We start from the raw sequence: 21,852 nt of genomic DNA, 5'->3' as shown, positions 1-21,852 counted from the left end.
AGGAGCACAAAGGGGTTGACCGAGCCCAGTGGGGGCGACCAGATGCTGGAGGGGCTGGAGATGGCGCACGCTGGCAGGGAGAACCGACGCACCTTCCTCGCCGCGGGGCTCCTCTGTCCCCTCGCCGCAGCGCTCCCCGGGTGCCGTGGGGACGCCTCGGCTCCCTCGGGCGAAGCGGAGACGCTGCCGGAGGTGGGGCTGCCAGCGCCCGCGGTTCCGGGCGCGGACGAGGCCCGGCGGCACGCAGGCGGAAGGCTGACGTACTACGCCGAGTCCGTGGGCATCGGCGGCGCCATCGACCGCGCGCTCTGCGGCCGCTTCACCGCGGACACCGGCATCTCCGTCAACGTGGTGATGCGTCCCCGCGACTCCACGGAGACCTACGCCACCTACCAGCGGCTCTTCCAGGCGCGATCACCGGACGTCGATGTGGTGACGCTCGACGTGATCTGGCCAGGCACCTTCGCCGCGCACCTCGTCGACCTCAAGCCGGCGCTGGGCACGGCAGCGGCAGCGCATCTCGAGGCCCTGGTGCAGAACGACACGGTGGAGGGCAGGCTGGTGGCCATGCCGTGGTTCACCGACTTCGGCATGCTCTACTACCGCACCGACCTGCTCCAGAAGTACGGCTACGGCGGCCCCCCGACCACCTGGGACGAGCTCGGGCAGATGGCGGAGCGCATCCAGGCCGGAGAGCGCCCGTCCTCGCGGGTGTTCCAGGGCTTCGTCTGGCAGGGCAAGGCCTACGAGGGCCTGACCTGCAACGCCCTGGAGTGGGTGCGCTCACATGGCGGCGGCAACCTGCTGGAGGGCCGCACGCCGACCGTGAACAACCCTGAGGCCGCGCGCGCCCTCGCCCGCGCGAGGTCCTGGATCCGCGCCATCTCGCCGGTGGGAGTCACGGGCTACGAGGAGGAGGACAGCCGCAACGTCTTCCAGGGAGGCAACGCGGCGTTCCTGAGGAGCTGGCCCTACGTGTACTCGGCGGCCAGCGCGGAGGGCTCGCGGGTGAAGGGGCGCTTCGACGTCGCTCCCATGCCGCACGAGCCCGGGCAACCCAGCGTGGCCACCGCCGGGGGATGGCAGCTCGGCGTCTCGACGTACACGCGCCACGAGGGCGCCGCGACCGCGCTGGTGGGCTACCTGTCGAGCCCCGAGGTGCAGCGGTTCCGCGCGCTCGCGGGCGGCTACATCCCGACCCTCCAGGCCGTGCAGCGCGATCCGGCCGTGGTCCGTAAGCTCCCCTTCCTGGAGCGCATGGCAGGCGCGACCCTGGTGGCGCGCCCATCGAGCGACGCCGGGCCGCGCTACAACGAGATCTCCATCGCCTTCTACCAGGGCGTGAGCAAGGCGCTGCACGGCACGGCGCCGGAGGAAGCGCTGGAGCAGATCGCGCAGCGCATGCAGCGCGCGCTGCGCTGAGGGAGGGCACCATGGACGGGGGCGCGGGCGAGGCGGTGCTGCAAGCAGAGGAGGGCGCGGGCTCGCTCGCGCGGCGCAAGGCGCGCTGGGCCTGGGTCTTCCTGACGCCGGCCCTCGTCGTGGTGGCGTTCGTCGCCCTCTACCCCCTGGTGCGCACCTTCTGGCTGAGCCTCACCGACACCCGCCTCGGCAGCGAGGCGCCCCCGCGCTTCGTGGGCCTCCGCAACTACCGGGACCTCCTCGTCGACGGCTTCTTCCTCGACGCCCTGCTCCTGACGGTGCTCTTCACCGTGGTCACGGTGCTCCTGGAGCTGATCCTGGGGCTCGCCATCGCCCTCCTCGTCGACTCGCGCTTCCGGGGGCGCTCGGCCGTACGCGCCGCCATGCTCATCCCCTGGGCCATCCCCACCGCCATCTCCGCGCAGATGTGGAAGTGGATGTACAACGACGTCTACGGCGTCTTCAACGACCTGCTCGTGAACCGCCTCGGCCTGCTCTCCGAGCCCATCGCGTTCGTCGCGGACGACGCGCTCTCCCTGCCCGCGGTGGTGCTCGTCGATGTCTGGAAGGCGACCCCCCTTCATGGCGCTGCTGCTCCTCGCGGGCCTCCAGCTCATCCCCCGGGACCTCTACGAGGCGGCGCGCGTCGACGGCGCGACCCGGTGGCAGACCTTCACTCGGGTGACGCTCCCGCTGCTCAAGCCCTCCCTGCTCGTGGCGCTCATCTTCCGCACCCTCGACGCCCTGAGGGTCTTCGACGTCTTCTACGTCATGTTCGGGAGCCGCCCCGACATGCAGACCATGGCCACCTACGCGCAGGAGATCCTGGTGAGCATCTCCGACGTCGGCTACGGCTCCGCCATCTCCATGGCCATCTTCCTGGTGATCGCGGTGTTCATCGGGCTCTACGTGGTCGTCTTCCGCCGGGAGAACGCCTGATGGTGCTCGGGGTCCTCCGCCGCCTGGCCCTCGCGGTGCTCGTGCTGGCCTTCCTCCTCTTCACGGTCTTCCCCCTCCTGTGGGCGCTCCTCTCGTCCATCAAGCCGAGCGAGGAGCTGTTCTCAACTCCCGTACGCTTCTGGCCGGCGCGACCCACCCTGGAGCATTACCGGGGCGTGCTCTCGAACGGCGACTTCCTCACGGCAGCGCTGAACAGCGTGATCGTGGCGGCCTCGGTCACCGCCGCCTCGATCGGCATCGGCGCGCTGGCCGCCTTCGCGCTCGGCAGGTTCAAGTTCCGGGGACGCAGCGTGGTCCTCTACGCCGTGCTGGCGATGACCCTCTTCCCCCAGATCGCGGTGCTCGGCGCGCTCTTCCAGCTCGTCAACGCCCTCGGGCTCTTCAACCAGCTCCCGGCGCTCACGCTGACGTACCTGATCTTCACCCTGCCGTTCACGGTCTGGGTGCTCACCGGCTTCCTGGAGGCGGTGCCCGTGGAGGTGGAAGAGGCGGCCTACATCGACGGCGCGACCCCGCTCCAGGTGTTCGTGAAGATCATGCTGCCGCTCTCCGTGCCCGGCATGGTGACCACCGGGCTGCTCGCCTTCATCGCCGCGTGGAACGAGCTCCTCTTCGCGCTCTCGTTCACGCAGACTCCTGACAAGCGCACGGTGACCTACGCCATCATGTCGTTCTCGGCGACCACCAGCTCGGCGTACGAGGTCCCCTGGGGGCAGATGATGGCGGCGTCCGTGCTGGTGACGGCCCCGCTCCTCGTGCTGGCGCTGGTGTTCCAGCGGCGCATCCTGGCGGGGCTCACGGCGGGCGCGGTGAAGGGATGATCAGCGAGGATCAGCGCGCCTTGCGCGGATCTGGCACCTGCGGATGCTCGTTGTAGAAGGCATCGAGGCTCTCGCGGGTGATCTCCACCTCCACCTCGCCATCCTTGTCGATGCGCGCCTGACAGCCGAGTCGGCTGTTCGCCCGCACGTCGAAGGCCTTGTCGAGGATGTCCTCCTCGTCCTCCTCCGCATCGCTGAGCAGATCCCGGCCCTTCACCACGTACACGTGGCAGGTGGAGCACCCGCACACCCCGCCGCAGGCGTCGCCTTCGGGCGCGTCCGCGCGCTTCGAGGCACCGAGCAGGGTGGTACCCACCGGCACCTCGACGTCCCAGGTCCGCCCGTGGGCGTTGAACCGTACCGTCGCCATCAGCCACCTCCACCGGCGTTCGCCCGGTGCTCCGCCACGTGCTGGTCCACGCCCTTCGAGTGCGCCACCTCGGACTCCAGGTCCTCCACCTGCCGCCCCGCGATCGCCCGCGCGACAGCCCGGTCCATCCGCCGCCCTGCCCAGCCGTGCGTCGCCTCGTCGAGCGCCTCGATGCGGCGCTGCAGCACCCCGGCCCGCGTCCCCTTCATCGCCTGCTCGAGCGCCGTCATGGCCTCCTCGACGCGCTCCCGCTCCCCGGCCTCCAGCAGGTCGGCGTCGGCCGCCAGCGCCTTGCGCGTCGCCAGCAGCACCCGGTCCGCCTCCACCCGGCCCTCCACGAGCCGCCGCTGCTCCAGGTCCTCCTCGCCGTGGTCGAGCGCCGCGAGGAGCATCTCCTCCACCTGCTCGTCGGTCAGCCCGTAGCTCGGCTTGACCTCCACCTTCTGCTCCACGCCCGTGGTCAGCTCCTTGGCCGTCACGCTGAGCAGCCCATCGGCATCCACCCGGAAGGTCACCTCCAGGCGCGCCAGGCCCGCCGGCATGGGAGGAATGCCCTTCAGCGTGAAGCGCGCGAGGGACCTGCAGTCCGACGCCATCTCCCGCTCGCCCTGCACGATGTGCAGATCGAAGCCGGTCTGGTTGTCGGCGTACGTCGTGAAGGTCTGGCGCGCGCCCGTGGGGATCGTCGTGTTGCGGGGGAGGATCTTCTCGGCCACCCCGCCCATCGTCTCCAGCCCGAGCGACAGCGGGAGCACGTCGAGGAGCAGCACCTCGTCGGCGCGCTCCTGCGACCCCGCGAGGATGTCGGCCTGGATCGCGGCCCCGAGCGCCACCACCTCGTCGGGATCGATGTCCCCGAGCGGCTCCTTGCCGAAGATGCGCGCCACGTAGGACCGCACGAAGGGCACCCGCGTCGACCCGCCCACCAGGATCACGCCCGTCAGCTCCGACGCCTGCACCCCCGCATCGCGCAGCGCCCTCCGGCATGCCACGCCCGTGCGCTCCACGATGGGCGCCACGAGCGCGTCGAACTCATCGCGCGTCACCGTGATCTGCCGGGTCGCGTCCGCGCTGCCGGCCACCGGGATCTCCACCTCGACCGCCGGGCTCTCCGTGAGGCGGTGCTTCACGTCCCGGGCCAGGTCGAGCGCCAGGCGCACCACCTCCGGCTCCGTCGCCCCCTCGACGCCCATCTCGGCGAGCAGGCGCCCCGCGAGCGCGCGGTCCATGTCATCCCCGCCGAGGGCGCTGTCGCCGCCCGTGGACTTGACCTGGAACACCCCATCGTCGAGCAGGAGCACCGTGATGTCGAACGTCCCCCCGCCGAGGTCGTACACCGCAAACAGCCCGTTCTGCTGCTTGTCCAGCCCGTAGGCGAGCGCCGCGGCGGTGGGCTCGTTGAGCAGCCGCAGCACCTCCAGGCCCGCCAGCCTCCCCGCGTCCTTCGTCGCCTGCCGCTGCGCATCGTCGAAGTAGGCCGGCACGGTGATCACCGCCGGCCCCACCGAGCGCAGCTCCCGCTCCGCCGACGTGCGCAGCTCCTTCAGCAGCTCGGCCGACACCTCCACCGGCGTCACCGCGCGCCCGCGCACCTGGAAGCGCACGCTCTTCGCCTCCTCGGGCGTGCTCGGCGCCATGAACTCGTACGGCCCGAGCCGCCGGGTCTCCGGATCGTCCGCGCCGCGGCCCATGAACCGCTTCACGCTGACGATGGTCTCGCGCGGGTGCGCCTGCGCCAGGCGCTTCGCCGCGTGGCCCACGGTGGTCCCCCCGCGCGCGTCGTAGTGCACCACCGAGGGGACGAGCCGCTCGCCGTTGCAGTCGTCGATCACGAACGGCTTGCCGTCGCGCACCCGGGCCACGAGCGAGTTCGTCGTGCCGAGATCGATGCCGATCGGGGTGGGCCGGGCCTTGGGGTCGAAGATGTCGATCAGGGTCATGGTAGAGCGTCCGTCAGGTCTTCCTCGATCGCGCTCACCTCGTCGAGGAACCGTCGAAAGTATTTGAGCTCTGCGAGGTGCGGGAGCGCCTTCTCCACGTCCTTCGCGGCGCCCTTCGCGTCATCCCCCCCGCTGTCGAGCAGCGCCCCGAGCGCCCCGAGCGCCTTCTCCTCGCGCGCCCGCACCTGTCCGGCGAGCGCCGCGAGCCGCCCCCGGTCCTTCTTCCGCGCCACCTCCGAAAGCTCCTCGCGCAGCTCCATGATCTCCATCAGGAACGCCGGGTCGGCCTTGGGAGCTGCCTCCTCGCGCAGCGTCACCCCCGCGAGCGCCACCAGCGCCTCCGCGCGGCGGATGGGATCCCGCAGCACGCGCCAGGCCTCGTTCACCTCGATGGCCCGACCGAGCGCCAGCCTCCGCTCTGCGGCGGGCGCGCCCGCGTAGCGATCGGGGTGGAGGGTGCGGCTCAGCTCCCGGTGCCGCTGCTCCACGGCGCGGAGATCGAGGCCGAACCTGGGCTCGACGCCCAGGGTGGCGAAGGGATCGTTCATGGTGCGCTGACTCTCGTGGACTCTCGTGCGCTCTCGCGCGCTGTCGTGCGCTGTCGTGCGCTCTCGCGCGGCTTCAGCCGACCTGGAAGGAGTGGCCGCAGCCGCAGCGCGACGCCTCCTGGGGGTTCAGGAACTTGAAGCCCTGGTGCATGAGCTTCTTCTCCCAGTCGAGCGCGGAGCCCGCCAGGTAGATGATGCTCTTCTTGTCGCAGTACACCCGCACCTTCGCCTTGCCCTCGTCGGCGAACTCCATCACCAGGTCGCCCGTGCGCGGCGCCTTGTCGTCGAACTCGATGACGTACGAGAAGCCCGAGCAGCCACCACCCCGGATGCCCACGCGGATCGCGGCGTCTGGCGTCCCGCGCTTCGCGAGCTGACCCCGCATCGCCTCCACGGCGGCGGGGGTGATCGTCAGCGAGCGCTTCGGCTTCTCCTCGACGCTCGGAGCGCTCGGAGCGCTCGGAGCGCTCCGAGCGCTCGGCGTGGTCGTGGTGGTCTCTTCCATCGTCGTCATGGCGTCCCCGTTCACTCTGCTGCGCGTGGCGTCGCGCCCTGGGCCTCCGGCTCGGAGGCGAGTGTGCGCCGGGCCGACTGCTTCGAGCGGAAGTCGGCGATGGCGCTCTTGATCGCGTCCTCCGCGAGGACAGAGCAGTGGATCTTCACCGGGGGCAGGTTCAGCTCCTCGGCGATCATGCTGTTCTTGATCGTCTCGGCCTCGTCCACGGTCTTGCCCTTCAGCCACTCGGTCGCGAGCGACGACGAGGCGATGGCCGAGCCGCAGCCGAAGGTCTTGAACTTGGCGTCCTCGATGATGCCGTCCTTCACCTTGATCTGGAGGCGCATCACGTCACCGCACGCGGGCGCGCCAACGAGGCCGGTGCCCACCTCGGGATCTTCCTTGTCCAGAGCGCCGACGTTCTTCGGGTTCTCGTAGTGCTCGATCAGTTTCTCGCTGTATGCCATGGCTGTTGCTCCGGTCTTCCCTTCGTGACGCCCTTCGAATTCTAACACCCGATCGCGGCCGCCGCGCGTGTTCCCCGCGCGATTCCAGCGTCGATCAGTGCGCCGCCCACTGCACGCTGTTCAGATCGATTCCCTCCTTGAACATCTCGTAGAGGGGCGACATGTCGCGCAGCTTCTTCACCTTGCCGATCACCAGATCAGCCACGTAGTCGATCTCTTCCTCGGTGTTGAACCGGCCGATGCCGAACCGGATGGACGAGTGCGCGAGGTCGTCGCCGACGCCCATCGCGTGGAGCACGTACGAGGGCTCCAGGCTGGCGCTGGTGCAGGCCGAGCCGCTGGAGACGGCCACATCCTTGATGGCCATCATCAGCGCCTCGCCCTCGACGAAGCTGAACGACACGTTCAGGTTGCCGGGCAACCGGTTGTCCATCGACCCGTTCACCTTCACCTCGTCGAGCTCCTTCATCAGCCGGGTGCGCAGACGCTCGCGCAGCGCGAAGAGCTTCTTCGACTCGGCCTCGCTCTCCTGGAGCATGATCTCCGCCGCCTTCGCGAAGCCCACGATGCCGGGCACGTTGAGCGTGCCGGAGCGCATCCCGAACTCATGCCCCCCGCCGTCCATCTGCGCGGTCAGGCGCACCCGCGGCTTCGAGCGCCGCACGTAGAGGCAGCCCACGCCCTTCGGCCCGTACATTTTGTGCGCGGTCACGCTCGCCAGGTCGACGTTCATCTTCTCCACGTCGAAGGGCACCTTCCCGATCCCCTGCACCGCGTCCGAGTGGAGGAGCACCCCCTTCTCGCGGGTGATCTTGCCGATCTCCCCGATGGGCTGCACCGATCCCACCTCGTTGTTCGCGAGCATCACCGACACGAGCAGCGTCCGGTCGGTGATCGCCTTGCGCACGTCGTCGGGGTCGACGAGCCCCTCCTTGTCGACGTTCAGGTAGGTGACCTCGTAGCCCTGCTTCTCCAGGCGCTTGCACGTGTCGAGGATCGCCTTGTGCTCGACCACCGTGGTGATGATGTGGTTGCCCTTCTCCTTGTAGAACTCGGCCACACCCTTCAGCGCCAGGTTGTCGCTCTCGGTGGCGCCGGAGGTGAACACGATCTCCTTCGGGTTCGAGGCGCCGATGAGCTTCGCGATGGTCTCGCGCGCCTTCGACACGGCCTCCTCGGCGGTCCAGCCATACGCATGGCTCCGGCTCGCGGCGTTGCCGAACTTCCCCGTGAAGTAGGGAAGCATGGCCTCGAGCACGCGCGGATCGACCGGGGTCGTCGCGTGGTTGTCCATGTAGATGGGGAACTGAATGGCCATGATGTCTCTCGGGGTCAGCGGGGTGAAATCAGGGGGCGGCGCCCGTTGCCGCCGTGGATGCCTGCGACCAGATCGGGCTGGGCGTCGGCTGCGTCGTGGTGGTTGCAGCGCGAGCACGAGACGACGATCCGTCCTGGATCGCAGGTCTCGCACGTGTCGAGGTAAGCGAGGCTCGCCTCCAGCTCGCGCTCCAGCGCGGACAGGTGGGCGATCTGCGCGCGCGTCTCTTCGAGCTTCTGCTGGTACACGGTGCGCACGTGGGCCATCCCCTCGGGCGCCGAAGAGCTCGACTTCCAGTGGCTCACGATCTGCTGGATCTGTCCGAGCGACAGCCCGAGATCGCAGAGCTTGCCGATCCAGCGCACCCGGGTGAGCGCCCCCTCGTCGTAGAGGCGGTAGCGGCCCTTCGAGCGCGCGTGGGGGGTCAGGAGGCCCAGCTCTTCGTAGTGATGGATGGCCCGGACCGTCTTGCCCGTGGCCTTCGCCAGGTCGCCGACCTGGAAGAGGCGCTCGTCGTCCCCGCCCCCCTCGCCCGGACCCCCAGACAGGTCCGTCCGGACATCCGGCGGCGTGACCGCGGTGCCGGAATCCTGGGCAAGAGGGAGGTGGTGGCGCTGCGCCATGGTCATGAACTCGAACCCTTACGTATGCGTTAGGGTTAGGGATGTCATAGGCGGCAGCTCCGATGATGTCAACCTGCCTGGATCCGCCGCCATCCACCGGACGGGCGGGTCCAATGTGAACGGAGATCCGTGCTGCTTGACGGCAGAGCGCGGAGTCGTGTTCCTTTGCAGAAGGGTCGACGTGAGGCCCGGAGGAGGCCGGCAACGGCGATCGATGAGCCTCGACGAGTACAGGGACCAGTGTCTGGCGAAGCTCGGGTGGGCGTTCGGGCGTCTCGGCCTCGGCGTCGCCGCGGCGGAGCTAGAGCCAGTGGCAGAGCTCATCGTCCAGACGATGACCGGCCCGTGGCGGTACTTTCATACGCCCGATCACATCTTCGAGGTCGGCGGCAACGAGGATCCCATCGAGGTCCTCGCCGCGCTGTTCCACGACATCGTGTACGTCCAGGTGGATCGCGGCATCCACTTCAACCTGGCGCCCTACCTCACCCCGTTCATCGAGCAGGACGGAGAGAAGCTGCGCCTCCGTGAGGCGGACGCGCTCCCGGCGAACGACGCGGAGATGTCTCTCATCTTCACGCTCTTCGACTTCGCCCCGGGCCAGGTGCTCTCGCCCTTTGGTGGCCAGAACGAGCTGCTCAGCGCCTTCGTCGCCGCCAAGGTCCTCTGCACCTGGCTCACCCCCGGCCTCCTCAGCCAGGTCGTGGTGTGCATCGAGGCCACCATCCCGTTCCGCAAGCCCAGCGCGGACGGCACCTCGGTCGCCGAGGGCCTCTACGCGCGCCTCTGCGCCGCGAACGAGCGCTTCGGCCTAAAGCTCGGCGAGGCAGAGATCATCGAAGCGGTGATCCGCAGCGTGCGCCTCTCGAACCGCGACGTGAACGGCTTCGGCGACACCAGCGCCAGGTTCCTCGACAACACCTGGAGCCTCCTGCCGGAGACCAACACCCACTTCAAGAGCCCCCACAGCTACACCGCGCGGGAGTACCGCACCTCGCTGCAGAAGACCTCGGGCTTCCTCCACTCGCTCGACCCCAAGGTCATCTTCCGCAAGTTCCACGGCGAACCTGACGAGGCCACCTACCAGCACCTCGTCGCGCGCGCCGATCACAACCTGGCGGTGGGCCGCCTCTACCTCGGCACCAAGATCGTCACCATGGCGCTCATCGAAGCGCTCTCCCGCCGCATCGGCCCCGACGTCCCCCTCACCCTGATGCTCGGCCAGCTCCCCACCTCCGGCGAGCCCTCCGGCCGCCTTGCCGACCTCTTGCCCGGCCCGAAGCGCCCTTGCATCCCCCAGGGCACCGTGGAGAACGAGGTCTTCGACCTGCTCGACAAGGGACGCAGCCGCGAGTCCGAGTACGACCTCCGCAACTCCCCCATGAGCGTCTTCTTGGTGCACGCCATCGGCTTCGACGGCGTCCGCGAAGAGCTGCCGCGCGCGCAGGCCTTCTTCGACGGCAAGCTGAGCGCCGAGGAGTACCTGAAGGGCGGCCCCACCGACGCCATCGGCCCCCTCGTGCAGGGCATCGCCGAGCTGTTCGCGCAGCGCAAGCAGGCGATCACCATCTCCGCGCGCGCCTGACACCACCCCGGAAATGAAAACGGCAGGAGCAACCGCCCCTGCCGCGTGAAGATCCCGAGCGGGAAGGTGGGCTCAGATCCGGCCGGCCTTCGCCTCGCCGATCCAGTGTTTGATCTGCTCGTCGATGACCGACATCGCCTTCCCCTTGAAGGGCTTGAGGAGGAACGGCACGTCGAGATCCATCTCGATCTTCCCGGGGCTCAGCTCGAACGCGCCCTTCAGCGAGATCCCCTTGGCCGAGAACCCGACCTCGGCCCGCTTGTCGGAGGACCAGTTCATGGTCGGGCTGTACTCGGCGAAGCGCTCCTTGTAGGAGTTGAAGGCTTTTTCGGTGACCCGGCGCGCGGTCTCCGGGTCCAGATCATGCTCGACGACGTGCTTCATGGGTCCGGAGCATAGCCAGGACCAGGGCCGCGCGCAGTCGGGCTGGACCGGACACCGGCCCAGGTGTTGCGCTTTTCCCAGTACCGCTTTACCCAGGCGGGGCGCACGTCCCTCGGTGCGGCCCCGTACCCTGCCGCGGCCACCCGCTGCTCCCAGCGCCCCAGCAGCGTTTCTGCCTCGCTGAACGCTTCCGCGGGGGCTGGAGGCTCGAGCACCCAGCGCGCCTCCACCGCATCGCGCTCCGCCGTATAGAGCGGCAGCAGCCGCGCCGGATCGCGCATCACCTCCCGGTGAAGACGCTCGTGCCGCCACCACAGGCTGCGCGCGTCCGCGCAATCGGTCGGCGCTGTCCCCAGATCGAGCGGCTCCCCCACCCGGACCGGCTTGAAGAGCCCCGTGCAAGGCGCCGCGGTCCCCGTCACCCAGTGCGAGACGCCCCCGGGCGACAGCTCCGCCACCCACGACGCGGTGGTCTGCGCGTTCGCCAGCAGACCACCGGCGTGCATGCAGGCCGCCCCCATCCCCCCGCTCGCCGCCGAGTACGCAGGACTGCGGCGCCCCTCCCCGTGATCGCGGAGCAGCCACATCAGATCCGCCACCCCCCACGCCGACCGCGCGAGGTGCTCGCTGCGCGCCCGCCGCACCCGGCAGCGGCTCACCGCAGTGCGCACCGGATCGGCATGACGTGCCGCGAAGTCCGCGATGGTGAGCCCATTGGAGATGCTCCGCACCCCGCCCGTGACCACCTCCACCGCCACCTCGCGCCCTGCCGTCTCCAGAACGAAGGCCCCCCCCGGATCCGCGACGAGAAAGCTGTTGTGGTACGTGAACCCCCGATCCTCGTGCCCGCAGCCCCCACCCTGCCCGTGCGCCGCGAGCAGCCCCTGGATCACCCCCACCGCCTCCTCAGCCGTGCCCGCGCGCTCCAGGGCCAGGCGCAGCAGATCCATCCCCGTGAGCCCCGACGCGGCGAGCGGCGCCCGCGTGAACACCGCCTCGTTCCCCACCACCACCCCGTGCTCGTTGGCCCCCATCTCCGCCCCCCACATCCAGAAGGGTCGGCTCAGCAGCACCGCGTGCGTCCGCCGCACCTGCGGGATGGTGAGCCACGTGCAGCGCACCTCCGCACCCTCCACGTGTTCCCGCGCCGTCTGCCACTCCAGGAGCTGCGCCTCGTTGGGATCACGGTCGGAGTTCTTCGCGAAGAGGACCCGCTGATCCTCCACCACCACGACCGTGTCGCACATGAACGCGCGCTCTACGCCGGCGACGGGGCGGGCGAAAGAGCGGGCGCAGACACTGTCGCCGCCTCCGGAGGCGACAGCGTCGACTCGGGCACCAGCTCCGCCAGGAACCGCCTCACCGCCGCATCGTCGTTCGCGTCGGCCGCAGCGCGCAGTCCTGAAAGCCCCCGCTCCAGCCGCTCCCGCGCCGTCGGCTGGATCTTCCCCACCCGGATCTTCGGGTGCGGCGTGCGCGCGTAACGCTCATCGTCCAGGAGCAGCTCCTCGAACAGCTTCTCTCCGGGTCTCAGCCCCACGAACTCCACCTTGATGTCCACGTCCGGCGTGAACCCCGACAGCTCGATCATGTCGCGCGCCAGGTCCACGATCCGCACCGGCTCCCCCATGTCGAGCACGAAGATCTCGCTCCGCTCCGCGATCGCCCCTGCCTGCAGCACGAGCTGCGTCGCCTCGGGGATGGTCATGAAGTACCGGCGCATCTCCGGGTGGGTCACCGTCACCGGCCCGCCCCGCGCGATCTGCTCCCGGAACAGCGGCACCACGCTCCCCGTCGAGGCCAGCACGTTCCCGAACCGCACCGTCACGTAGCGCGTCCTGCTCGCCTCCGCGCGCGCCTGCAGCGCCATCTCCGCCACCCGCTTCGTCGCCCCCATGATCGACGTCGGGTTCACCGCCTTGTCCGTGGAGATCATCACGAACGTATCGGCCCCCGACGCATGCGCCGCGTCCGCCACCGCCACCGTCCCGAAGACGTTGTTCTTCACCGCCTCCGGACTGTTCGCCTCCATCATCGGCACGTGCTTGTGCGCCGCCGCGTGGATCACCACCTCGGGCCGGTAGCGCCGGAACAGCGCGTCGAGCCGCCCCCGGTCCGTGATGTCGCAGACCAGCGGCACCACGCTCGCCTCCGGGAACCGCTGCCTCAGCTCCCGCTCGATGAAGTACAGCCCATTCTCGCTGTGATCGAGCAGCAGCAGCAGCCCCGGCTTGAAGCGCAGCGCCTGCCTGCACAGCTCCCCGCCGATGCTCCCCCCCGCGCCCGTGACCAGCACCGTCCGCCCCTCGAGCAGCCCCTCCACCTGCTCCACGTCGAGGCTCACCGGCGCCCGGCGCAGCAGATCCTCGATGGCCACCTCCCGGATCGTCGCCACGCTGAAGTCTTCGATCCGCTCCGAGATGCTGGGCACCGTGCGCACCGGCACCTCCAGCTTCTGGCAGATCCGCACGATGTCCCGCGTCCGCGGCCCATCCACCGTCGGCATCGCCAGCAGCACCAGCTTCACCTCGCGCTCCACCACCACCCGCCGCAGCGTCGCCTCGTCGGCGCCCCCGAGCACGCGCACATCGCGCACCAGCGCCCCCCGCTTCAGCGGATCATCGTCGAGGAACCCGCACACCTCCCACCGCCGGTCCGGCATGCGTTGGATGTCCCGCAGCAGGCTCTCCCCCGCGTCCCCCGCCCCCAGGATCAGCGTCTGCAGCGCATCCGGGTGGCGCCTCCGCCCCTGCCGCTGCTCGTGCGCGAGCCGGATCGCGAACCGCAGCCCCCCCACGAGCACGATCGACGCCAGCCACTCCCCCACGTACAGCGACCGCGGCATCGGCACCCCGGCCATGGTGGCGAGCACCACGAACGCCACCGACCCCGCCGTCGTCGTCTTGATCAGGTTCAGCAGCTCCGGCAGCCCGGCGTACCGCCACAGCCCGTGGAACAGCCCCCCTGCGTAGAACGCGACTGCCCGGCAGACCAGCAGCAGCCCCAGCGCATAGGGCCAGGTCCTGGCGAACGGCTCCGAGATCGCACCCCCCTCGAAGCGGAGCTGCAGGGCCAGGTGGAACGCCGCCGTCCACAGGAGCGCGTGGATCAGCACAATGGCTGCGCGTCGCAGGATGCTGGAGCTCCAGGCTTTCTTCATGGGAACCGGATCGCGAGCAGTCTGTTGCGCCGGAGCGCCCCGACGTTCAGCCCCCCTCCCCAAGAAAGCAGAGACACCCCGGCGCGCAGGACGCGGGAGACGTAGGAGGAGAGGGCCTCCCGTTGAACGAGGAAACCGCCCCGTGGAGCCACGGCCAGCACCATAGCTCTGGACGGCTCTTGACGCCCCCTTCTGCGTGGAAGGAGAGCATCGATGGCAGCCTGGCGCGTTGAACGTTTGCGCACCGCGCGCAACCAGGGTTGAATCGGAGAGACCTGGACAACGTGCGTACAGGACAGGGGGCAAGGCGCGGCGGGCGCAGCGAACGCAGCAGCCGCGGTGATCGCGGTGATCGCGGTGATCGCAGCAGCCGCGGCGAACGCAGCAGCCGCGATCAAGCAGCACGGCGACGCTGGCAGTCCGCCGCGGCAGCCTGGACGCTGGCACTCCCAGTCACCGGCTCCGTGCTCGCCATCGGCGCCGTGCATCTCCCCGTGCTGATCGCGGTCTCCCTGACCGTGCTCGCCGCCGTCATCCAGGGAATGCTCCTCCGCGCAGGCGACGACACCGACGACGGCACCAGCGCTTCCCGAGGCGAGCCCCGACGCCCAGCCGCCCCCGTGCTCGCCCTCCTCGCCCTCTCCCTGGTGTGCCTCCTCCAGACCGTCCCGCTGCCCCTCTCCTGGCTCGCGCGCCTCGCCCCCACCACCGCCGACGTCTGGTCCCGCGCCCTCCTCCCCCTCGGCGAAGCACCACCCCCCCACGCCCCCCTCTCCCTCGACCCGGGCGCCACCCTCGTCGAAGCCCTCCGCTGGGCCACCTACGCTGGCGTCTTCCACGCCGCCGCGACCACCGCCAGGCGCCGCGGCGCCGCCTGGGGCATCGCCCTCGTCTTCGCCAGCGCCCTCGCCGCGGCCCTCACCACCCTCGCCCACGGACTCGCGGGCGCCACGCACGTCTTCGGCCTCTACGCCCCCCGCTTCCCCGCCGCCCCCTGGCACGTCGGCCCCCTGCTCAACCCCAATAACCTCGCCGGCTACCTCGACCTCGGCGCCTTCTGCGGCGTCGGCCTCTACCTCATGCGCCGCCCCCTGCTGCCCCGCTGGCTCGTGGCCGCTGGCGTCGCCCTCCTCATCGCCATCGCCTTCACCAGCGCCTCCCGCGCCGGCCTCGCCGTCATCCCCATCGGCGCTGCCCTCCTCGTCGCCCTCCTCGCCCGCCGCAGCGCCCGCCACGGCACCGACATCCCTGCTTCCCGCCGCGCCCTCGTCGGCCTCGCCGCGGTCGCCCTCGGCGGCGGCGCCAGCCTCGCCCTCCTCGGCAGCTCCACCATGACCTGGATGGAGCTCGGCGAACGCGACATTAGCAAGCTCGACCTCTTCCGCTCCATCCTCCCCATGCTCGCCGACTACCCCTGGTTCGGCGTCGGCCGCGGCGCCTTCGAGAGCGTCTACCCCGCCTACCGCTTCGCCTCCGGCAACGTCGTCTTCACCCACGCCGAGAGCTTCCCCCTCCAGTGGGCGGCCGAGTGGGGCCTCCCCCTCGCCGCCCTCTCCCTCGCCGGCCTCGCCCTCCTCCTCCGCCCTGCCCGCCTCGGCGTCCCCCGCAGCGCCGTCGCCACCGGCGCCTGGGTCGGCGTTGTCGCCCTCCTCCTCCAGAACCTCGCCGACCTCGCCCTGGAAGTCCCCGCCATCCCCATCGCCGTCGCCACCGTCTGCGGCTCCCTCTGGGGCGACCCCCGCCGCCGCGGCCTCTCCTCACGCTCCGACCCCCGCCGCACCGCCTCCCGCGCCTCCGACCCTTCCGCGCCCGACGCCCTGCCCCACCCCCTGCAACGCTTCGCGCGCCTCGCCCTCGTCGTCGGCGGCGCCATCGCCCTCATGGGCGCCGCCCTCCTCCGCGGCACCCCCGACCTCGACGCCGACCGCGCCCTCACCCGCGCCGCCTTCGCCTCCTGGCGCCCCACCGACGACCCCGCCCCCGTCCGTGCCTCCCTCCGCGCGGCCATGCACCGCCACCCTGCCGACCCTTACTTCCCCCTCCTCGGCGCCCTCCTCGCCTTCCAGTCCGACCGCGAGAGCCCCATGCCCTGGCTCCAGCGCACCCTGGAGCGCTCCCAGCGCAGCGGCCGCGCCCACCTCCTCCTCGCCGAAGTCCTCGCTGCCGAAGGCGCCACCACCCAGGCCCTCCTCGAACTGCGCTTCGCCCTCGACGACGACCCCGAGCTGACCACCCAGTCCGCCCAGCTCGCCGTCCGCTGGACCCGCAACCTCGACGACCTCCTCCGCGCCGTCCCCGAGGGCAAGCGCGGCACCCTCCTCCTCACCGCCTACGCCCGCCGCCTCGACCGCCCTGGCGAAGAAGACGCCCGCCTCCGCGCCGCCCAGGAAGCCCTCCGCCGCGACCCTGAAGCCCTCGACCCCCGCTGGGTCATCGGCGACGTCCTCCTCGGCGCCCTCACCGGCGGCCCTGCCGCCCCTCGTTGCGAGGGCCCCCAGCGCGCCACCTGCGTCACCGACATCGAGACCCAGGCCCGCATGATCGAAGCCGGCGCCAGCAACTCCTGGCTCGCCCCCGACCTCCGCGCCCGCCTCCTCATGGCCGAAGGCCGCCCTGCCCAGGCCGAGCAGCTCCTCGCCGAGTCCTGCAACCGCGTCCTCGAACGCGCCTCCTGCCTCCGCCTCCGCGTCCAGGCCGCAGCCGCCTCCGACCTCCCCCCCCGCGTGGCCGCCGCCACCCGCGACCTCCTTGGCGAAGCCTGCGGCCCCCCTGCCACCTGCGCCCGCGCCGCCACCTGGCTGGGCGACCTCATGGCCTCCCGCAAAGCCTGGGGCACCGCCCTCTCCCACTACGAGCGCGCCGTCACCGAGGAAGCCTCCGATCTCCGCTGGGAAAAGCTCGCCGAAGCCGCGGCAAACGCCGGCTCCCTCGTCCGCGCCGTGGAGGCCCTGGAGAAGGTCCGACGCGCCCGCGGCGTCCCCGACCCCACCCTGGACATCCGAATCCGCGACCTCAAGGCCAGGGCCGCCGGCAAGCTCCTCGTCCCTTGAGCCCTCTCACGAAAGGCTTCAGGTCACCCCAGCGGAGGAGGGCAACGGTACCGCCCTGTTCCCTGCTGCCCGCTCTCCCTCACCCCTTGCTGCCAGTCCCACCCTGACGCTTCCAGAGAGCCGAGAGCGGCAACGCAATGGCCTCGAACGGCACGACACGCACCACCTCATCACCCCGGTAGACGGCGTCCATCACGTACCGCCCACCTGCCCCGAGGTGATGAACCTCGACCGCCCGTTTGATCGGATCGATGAGCCAGACCAGCCCCACACCCTCTCGCCCGTAGACAGGCAGCTTGTCGTACCGGTCATCCGGCGCCGTGGACGGCGAGAGCACCTCGCACACCCAGTCCGGAGCGAGTGAGGTGGACGCTGTCTCCGGAAACTCCGGCATCCGCTCCCAGCGCCAGCCCGCGACATCTGGAATGAGCACGTCATCGTCAAGGTGCAGCTCCGGCTCGTCCATGATCCACCAGCCCCCTGGACCTCCCATCCCGAGCTGGAAGGGCGGCCCGAGAATCATCCCCAGCGTCGAGGCTGCGAGCACGTGTTTGAGAGCGGGGCGTGGTGACACGTAGAGCGTCCCTGCAATGATCTCGGCCACGAGGTGCTCAGGTACAGCCTCCAGATCGGCGTACGTCGCGGGGCGCTGCTGCTTCTCGGCCGGCTGTCCCATCCTCCCCGTGAGCGTAATGTCTCCTTGACGGCGCTGCACGTCTCCTCGACGGCGCGGCGCGTCCCCTTCACGTCCCTGCACGCCTCTCATCCGTCGCTGCACGTCCCCTTCACGCCGCTGCCCATCCCTTTCACGCCGCTGCACGTCCCCTTCCCCCGGTGTTCCACCCCACGCCGCCCGCCACCTCGCCCTTCCGCAGCGTCCCCCTCCGGGAAAAACGACCGCCCCCTGGAATGCCCCCTGGGTGCCCGGGCAGAGTCCAACTGTCCCCGGCGCTTCAGTCCCGGCGGCGACCCCTCCACCCCGACATGCACCCCCAGGAGCCATCCCATGCCCTTCGACCCGAGCGCCCTCTCCCCTCACGCCCGCGCGGCTTACATCCGGCTGGGCTGGGCCTACAGCTCGACCGACACCCTCACCCAGGCGAATGAGGTCCTCAACGCCCTGGAGAAGCACACCCCCCACCTCGCCCAGCACGGATTCGACGCCACCGACGCCGCCCGCCTCGCCGACGCCCGCGACGCCCTCGAAGCCGCTGGCGTGCACCGCACCGAACAGGCCGGCGCCAAGCAGCGCGGCCGCCTCGCCTTCACCGACGCCATCCAGCAAGCCATGGACGCCCGCGCCACCTCCAGCGCCGTGCTGGCAGCCGTGCGCACCGCCTTGCGCGACACCGGCGCGCCCGAGGACCCGCTCCGCCTCGCCACGACCACCCTCTCCCAGACCGCCCGTCTCCCCCGCGAAGGCATCCGGGCCGTCGGCCTTCACACCCAGCTCGAACTGCTGCTCGCCGCCTTCGCCGACCACCACATCGCCGGGGCCGCCACCGCGCGTGGTGGCCCGGCGACGGTCGCTGCGCTGACGGCCTCCATCACCACCCTCCTGGCGGCCACCCGCGACAGACCCGCCCGCCGAGGAACGCCCGAGGAAACGGAGTTCCTCGACAACCAGCCCCGCCGACCGAGGGCCGACCCCCCTGGAGGCCTCGACACCTCCCAGGGTTCCCGCTCCGCGGACCCGGAGCGCATGAGCCCAGCTCCGTCAGACCCATCCCCATCCTCACACCCCAGGTGAATGACCTCGGCCTGCACCGCGGCGCCGCCATCCCTGAAGCTATCTTGCTGTCGTGAATGAACTGCTCTACCGATCGCAGCGCAGCTCACCAGGCCGGTACGTCGCCAGAGATTCCCCACGGAAATCCGGAGCGGCCCGGCTCACCCGAAAGAGTTTCCCCCGATGACGCAGGACCTGCAGACCAAGAAGTTCGAGTACATCTTCACCTGGTTCGACCAGAATGGCGACGGCTGGCTCACCCGCGACGACTTCGAGAAGATCGCCGCGCTGTTCACCGCCCTTGCGGACGAGAACGACCACAAGAACAGGACGGCCATGAAGAACGCCTTCATGCACTGGTGGGACCTTCTGGTGAAGGCCGGTGAGGGCACCCCGGGCGAGAAGATCGGCAAGGAGGAATTCCTCCGCATCATGAAGGCCAGCATCATCGCCCCGGAGAACTTCGAGAATGCCGTGGGGCGCATCGTCGATGGAATGATTGGAGCCCTCGACCGCGACGGCAATGGTTCCCTCTCGCAGGAAGAGTACGTGCGGATGTACGACGCGCTCGGCATCCCTACCGCCACGTCCACCGAGGCCTTCAAGCGGCTCGATCGCGATGGCAGCGGTGAGCTGAGCTATGCCGAGTTCCGGCAGGCCATCGTCGAGTTCTACCTGAGCGCGGACCCCAGCGCCCCCGGCCACTGGCCGCTCGGCCCCCTGGAATAGGCCGGGTCGCCGTCCAGGCATCCTGGCGGGTGTGATCGCGGCCCACGCTCAGCGATTCGCCCACCTCGGCGTCCACGCCTGCGGGTGCCGGTACCGATCCGCTCTGGAGCAGAGATAGCCGCGGAGCTTCGCGAGCCCGGGGTGCGCATTGTCGCTCCGCCACAGCAACGAATGCGGATAGACCACCATGGGCTCACGGATGGGAATGCGGCGGAGGTCGTACTCGGGTGGCCACACCAGCTTGATGTGCTCACCCACCAGGGTCGCGAGCGTCGACGAGCCCGCGATGGCCTCCAGGAGCGTGTCCATCCCGAAGTTGGGGCCAGCCGTGTCAATCCTCACCCCGAAGCTCGCGGACAGCTCCTCGTAGTAGGACGACCACTCCGTGCCTGGAACATTGCTGGGCATCCAGATCCTGTGCGCCGCGAGTTCGGCGGGCGTCACCGACGCTGCCATGGCCAGCGCGTGAGCGTGGCTCGTGAGAAGCTCCAGCGGATCGTCGAGCACCCGAACCGCCTCGATGTCGCCTGCGAGCTGCTCCGCGGGCCTCGTCACCGCGCGAAACGTCGCGTCGATGGCCCCCGACCTCAACGCGGCCAGCGCAGCCTCCACATCGAAGAGGTGCGTCACGACGCGGATCTCGACCTCGGCATGGGCGCTGTGAAACTCGCGAACGACGCGCCCGGGGCCGATCTGGGTGCTGAGCACATCGACCCGCAGCGGCCGGCGATCGGGACGCACCGAGTTCACGGCCCTCTCTTCCGCTGCGAGAAGCTCACGCGCGTGGGGCAGGAACACCTGCCCGTCCGGGGTGAGCTGCGCCCCCCGCGGCGTGCGCACGAACAGCCGCACGCCGAGCGCCGCCTCCAGCGCAGCGACCCGCTTCGAGACAGCCTGCTGGGTGACCGACAGCCTCGCCGCTGCCTCCTGAAACTGCCCTGTCTCGGCGACGGCAACGAACGTGCGCACACCCTCGAGATCCACGTGGACTCACCTTCGTTCCTGCGTGACCAGCGCCGCGACGTACCAGCTCACCGAGCGCGAGGCCAGGTGTCGCGGCGAGGCCCCACGGCACAACCTGTCGTTGTCGACCCGTGAAAAGTCGTTGTTTGACTGCCCCAAGCGTCGCCAGCATGGTCCGTCGTGCGCGGCGAATGCGTCGCAAGAACACACGATTGAAGAAAGGTCGTCTCGCCGATGAACGGTGATGTCGCGTTCGAGCCCAGGGTGATCGAGATTGGCACGAAGGAGTCCGAGGTCATGTTCGCCAGCATCCGGCGCGCCATGCGCCTGACCGCGGAGATGAACAAGCTCTCCTTCGACGACGCCGAGGAAGTCCGGAGACTGTTCAGCGAGCTCACTGGCAGGAGCATCGACCGCACGTTCTCCCTCATCCCGCCTTTCTATACCGATCACGGCATCAACATCCGCGTCGGGAAGAACGTCTTCATCAACCAATGCTGCACCTTGATGGACATCGGAGGCATCGACATCGCGGACGACGTGATGATCGGACCCAAGGTCAACCTCGTCACGTCGAGTCACCCCGTGGAGCCCGCGGAGCGGCGCGCCCGCGCCCTGGCAGAGCCCATCTCCCTCAAGAAGAACGTGTGGATCTCGACGGCGGCCACCATCCTGGCGGGCGTCACGGTGGGCGAATACTCTGTCGTGGCAGCCGGAGCCGTGGTGACCCGGGACGTCCCCCCGAACAGCCTCGTGGCGGGTGTTCCCGCGCGGGTGATTCGCGAGTTCGCGCGGCCGGAGCCAGTCACTTGACGGGAACCTCGACCGGCAACAGCTCCAGGTGGTTGCTGACTGCCTGAACCTTGATCCTGCGAAGCGCCTGCGGATCGCCCACGCCCCTGCCGCGAAGCCACACCTCGGGTTTCACCAGATACCCATCGGCCTCATTGTACGTCACGTCGAACGGACACAGCTCGCGGAGCCGCTGCGCGAGGATGGCCTCTCGCGTCTCATCATGGGCATCGGCCCACTCCTCCCCGCGTCGCCCACGCCGTCGCTTGGCTTTGACCATGGCGCCTGCGGCGAGAATGCTGACGACCTTGGCGATGGGCACGATGTACCGGCCGCCCTTGCAGGGCTCCTGCCGACAGAACCCGAGAATGGCGTACGCCAGCAGATCATAGTCGGGCCCGAAGATGCTCTCCACCTGCTGAGGGCGCCGTGCTGCATACCAGTCGAACCTTGCCACCGTCGCCTGCCGCTCCTGTTACTTCCATCCTGACTGTT

The 21,852-nt window shown here is 70.0% G+C and carries 20 protein-coding genes and 1 pseudogene; 8 read left to right on the top strand and 13 right to left on the bottom strand.

The genetic code is table 11. From position 1 onward, the window contains the following. Window positions 1–15: 15 nt before the first annotated feature. From CAP_RS27610 to CAP_RS27600, 3 genes and pseudogenes are all read left to right on the top strand, one after another. Window positions 16–1,422 (top strand): ABC transporter substrate-binding protein, encoded by a 1,407-nt coding sequence (locus CAP_RS27610; protein WP_231511726.1) that lies wholly within the window; start codon window positions 16–18, stop codon window positions 1,420–1,422. 11 nt (window positions 1,423–1,433) lie between these two features. Then, window positions 1,434–2,361: pseudogene (locus tag CAP_RS55840) on the top strand (carbohydrate ABC transporter permease). Further along, complete coding sequence (locus CAP_RS27600; RefSeq protein WP_044246433.1) at window positions 2,361–3,203, top strand: carbohydrate ABC transporter permease; 843 nt, start codon at window positions 2,361–2,363, stop codon at window positions 3,201–3,203. Before CAP_RS55840 ends, CAP_RS27600 begins: the two are co-directional and overlap by 1 nt. A 10-nt stretch (window positions 3,204–3,213) precedes the next feature. Here CAP_RS27600 and CAP_RS27595 read toward each other — a convergent pair whose 3' ends face one another. The 7 genes from CAP_RS27595 to CAP_RS27565 form a co-directional block, all read right to left on the bottom strand. Further along, window positions 3,214–3,573: a 2Fe-2S iron-sulfur cluster-binding protein gene (locus tag CAP_RS27595; protein ID WP_044246432.1), complete on the bottom strand. Its 360-nt coding sequence runs from the start codon at window positions 3,571–3,573 to the stop codon at window positions 3,214–3,216. Beyond that, window positions 3,573–5,513, bottom strand: coding sequence for a Fe-S protein assembly chaperone HscA (gene hscA, locus CAP_RS27590; RefSeq protein ID WP_063748761.1), 1,941 nt, complete (start codon window positions 5,511–5,513; stop codon window positions 3,573–3,575). The genes CAP_RS27595 and hscA overlap by 1 nt, the downstream gene beginning before the upstream one ends. Then, window positions 5,510–6,061, bottom strand: a complete 552-nt coding sequence (hscB, locus tag CAP_RS27585) for a Fe-S protein assembly co-chaperone HscB (RefSeq protein WP_044246431.1) — start codon at window positions 6,059–6,061, stop codon at window positions 5,510–5,512. The genes hscA and hscB overlap by 4 nt, the downstream gene beginning before the upstream one ends. 73 nt (window positions 6,062–6,134) lie before the next feature. After that, a complete protein-coding gene (locus tag CAP_RS27580) occupies window positions 6,135–6,575 on the bottom strand; it encodes a HesB/IscA family protein (protein ID WP_044246486.1) in 441 nt (146 codons plus the stop codon). An 11-nt stretch (window positions 6,576–6,586) separates the two neighbouring features. Continuing rightward, window positions 6,587–7,024: a Fe-S cluster assembly scaffold IscU gene (gene iscU, locus CAP_RS27575; RefSeq protein WP_044246430.1), complete on the bottom strand. Its 438-nt coding sequence runs from the start codon at window positions 7,022–7,024 to the stop codon at window positions 6,587–6,589. 94 nt (window positions 7,025–7,118) lie between these two features. Then, window positions 7,119–8,336, bottom strand: a complete 1,218-nt coding sequence (locus CAP_RS27570; RefSeq protein WP_197041385.1) for an IscS subfamily cysteine desulfurase — start codon at window positions 8,334–8,336, stop codon at window positions 7,119–7,121. A 20-nt stretch (window positions 8,337–8,356) separates the two neighbouring features. Beyond that, window positions 8,357–8,971 (bottom strand): MerR family transcriptional regulator, encoded by a 615-nt coding sequence (locus CAP_RS27565; RefSeq protein ID WP_231511724.1) that lies wholly within the window; start codon window positions 8,969–8,971, stop codon window positions 8,357–8,359. A gap of 208 nt (window positions 8,972–9,179) precedes the next feature. Here CAP_RS27565 and CAP_RS27560 point away from each other — a divergent pair, with 208 nt between their 5' ends. Next, the gene (locus CAP_RS27560; RefSeq protein WP_044246428.1) at window positions 9,180–10,550 is read left to right on the top strand and encodes a hypothetical protein; all 1,371 of its coding nucleotides are present in this window, start codon (window positions 9,180–9,182) and stop codon (window positions 10,548–10,550) included. 72 nt (window positions 10,551–10,622) lie between these two features. Here CAP_RS27560 and CAP_RS27555 read toward each other — a convergent pair whose 3' ends face one another. From CAP_RS27555 to CAP_RS27545, 3 genes are read right to left on the bottom strand one after another with little or no spacing between them, the layout of a single operon-like run. Continuing rightward, on the bottom strand, window positions 10,623–10,934 hold the full coding sequence (locus CAP_RS27555) for a polyhydroxyalkanoic acid system family protein (RefSeq protein ID WP_044246427.1): 312 nt from the start codon (window positions 10,932–10,934) through the stop codon (window positions 10,623–10,625). Beyond that, window positions 10,931–12,181 (bottom strand): carcinine hydrolase/isopenicillin-N N-acyltransferase family protein, encoded by a 1,251-nt coding sequence (locus CAP_RS27550; RefSeq protein WP_052376081.1) that lies wholly within the window; start codon window positions 12,179–12,181, stop codon window positions 10,931–10,933. Before CAP_RS27550 ends, CAP_RS27555 begins: the two co-directional genes overlap by 4 nt. A gap of 11 nt (window positions 12,182–12,192) precedes the next feature. Continuing rightward, on the bottom strand, window positions 12,193–14,094 hold the full coding sequence (locus CAP_RS27545; protein ID WP_044246426.1) for a polysaccharide biosynthesis protein: 1,902 nt from the start codon (window positions 14,092–14,094) through the stop codon (window positions 12,193–12,195). Window positions 14,095–14,558: 464 nt separating this feature from the next. Between CAP_RS27545 and CAP_RS55190 the strand changes: the two genes are divergently transcribed. Further along, window positions 14,559–17,144, top strand: coding sequence for an O-antigen ligase family protein (locus CAP_RS55190; RefSeq protein ID WP_052376079.1), 2,586 nt, complete (start codon window positions 14,559–14,561; stop codon window positions 17,142–17,144). Window positions 17,145–17,223: 79 nt separating this feature from the next. Here CAP_RS55190 and CAP_RS27535 read toward each other — a convergent pair whose 3' ends face one another. Further along, a complete protein-coding gene (locus CAP_RS27535; protein ID WP_044246425.1) occupies window positions 17,224–17,820 on the bottom strand; it encodes a Uma2 family endonuclease in 597 nt (198 codons plus the stop codon). Window positions 17,821–18,150: 330 nt separating this feature from the next. On the opposite strand from CAP_RS27535, the gene CAP_RS27530 reads away from it, so the two are divergent. Both CAP_RS27530 and CAP_RS27525 read left to right on the top strand, forming a co-directional pair. After that, complete coding sequence (locus CAP_RS27530) at window positions 18,151–18,894, top strand: hypothetical protein (RefSeq protein ID WP_044246424.1); 744 nt, start codon at window positions 18,151–18,153, stop codon at window positions 18,892–18,894. 162 nt (window positions 18,895–19,056) lie between these two features. Next, the gene (locus tag CAP_RS27525) at window positions 19,057–19,602 is read left to right on the top strand and encodes an EF-hand domain-containing protein (RefSeq protein WP_044246423.1); all 546 of its coding nucleotides are present in this window, start codon (window positions 19,057–19,059) and stop codon (window positions 19,600–19,602) included. Window positions 19,603–19,650: 48 nt separating this feature from the next. On the opposite strand, the gene CAP_RS27520 is transcribed toward CAP_RS27525, so the two are convergent. Next, window positions 19,651–20,586, bottom strand: coding sequence for a LysR family transcriptional regulator (locus CAP_RS27520; protein WP_044246422.1), 936 nt, complete (start codon window positions 20,584–20,586; stop codon window positions 19,651–19,653). 213 nt (window positions 20,587–20,799) lie between these two features. Here CAP_RS27520 and CAP_RS27515 point away from each other — a divergent pair, with 213 nt between their 5' ends. Then, window positions 20,800–21,378, top strand: coding sequence for a sugar O-acetyltransferase (locus CAP_RS27515; RefSeq protein WP_044246421.1), 579 nt, complete (start codon window positions 20,800–20,802; stop codon window positions 21,376–21,378). Here the strand turns inward: CAP_RS27515 and CAP_RS27510 are convergent. Continuing rightward, on the bottom strand, window positions 21,371–21,814 hold the full coding sequence (locus CAP_RS27510) for a hypothetical protein (protein WP_156041194.1): 444 nt from the start codon (window positions 21,812–21,814) through the stop codon (window positions 21,371–21,373). The genes CAP_RS27515 and CAP_RS27510 overlap by 8 nt on opposite strands. Window positions 21,815–21,852 lie beyond the last annotated feature (38 nt).

Origin of the sequence: Chondromyces apiculatus DSM 436, assembly GCF_000601485.1 — a bacterium.
GTDB classification, from domain to species: domain Bacteria; phylum Myxococcota_A; class Polyangia; order Polyangiales; family Polyangiaceae; genus Chondromyces; species Chondromyces apiculatus.
This window is presented reverse-complemented; position numbering and strand designations above follow the sequence as displayed.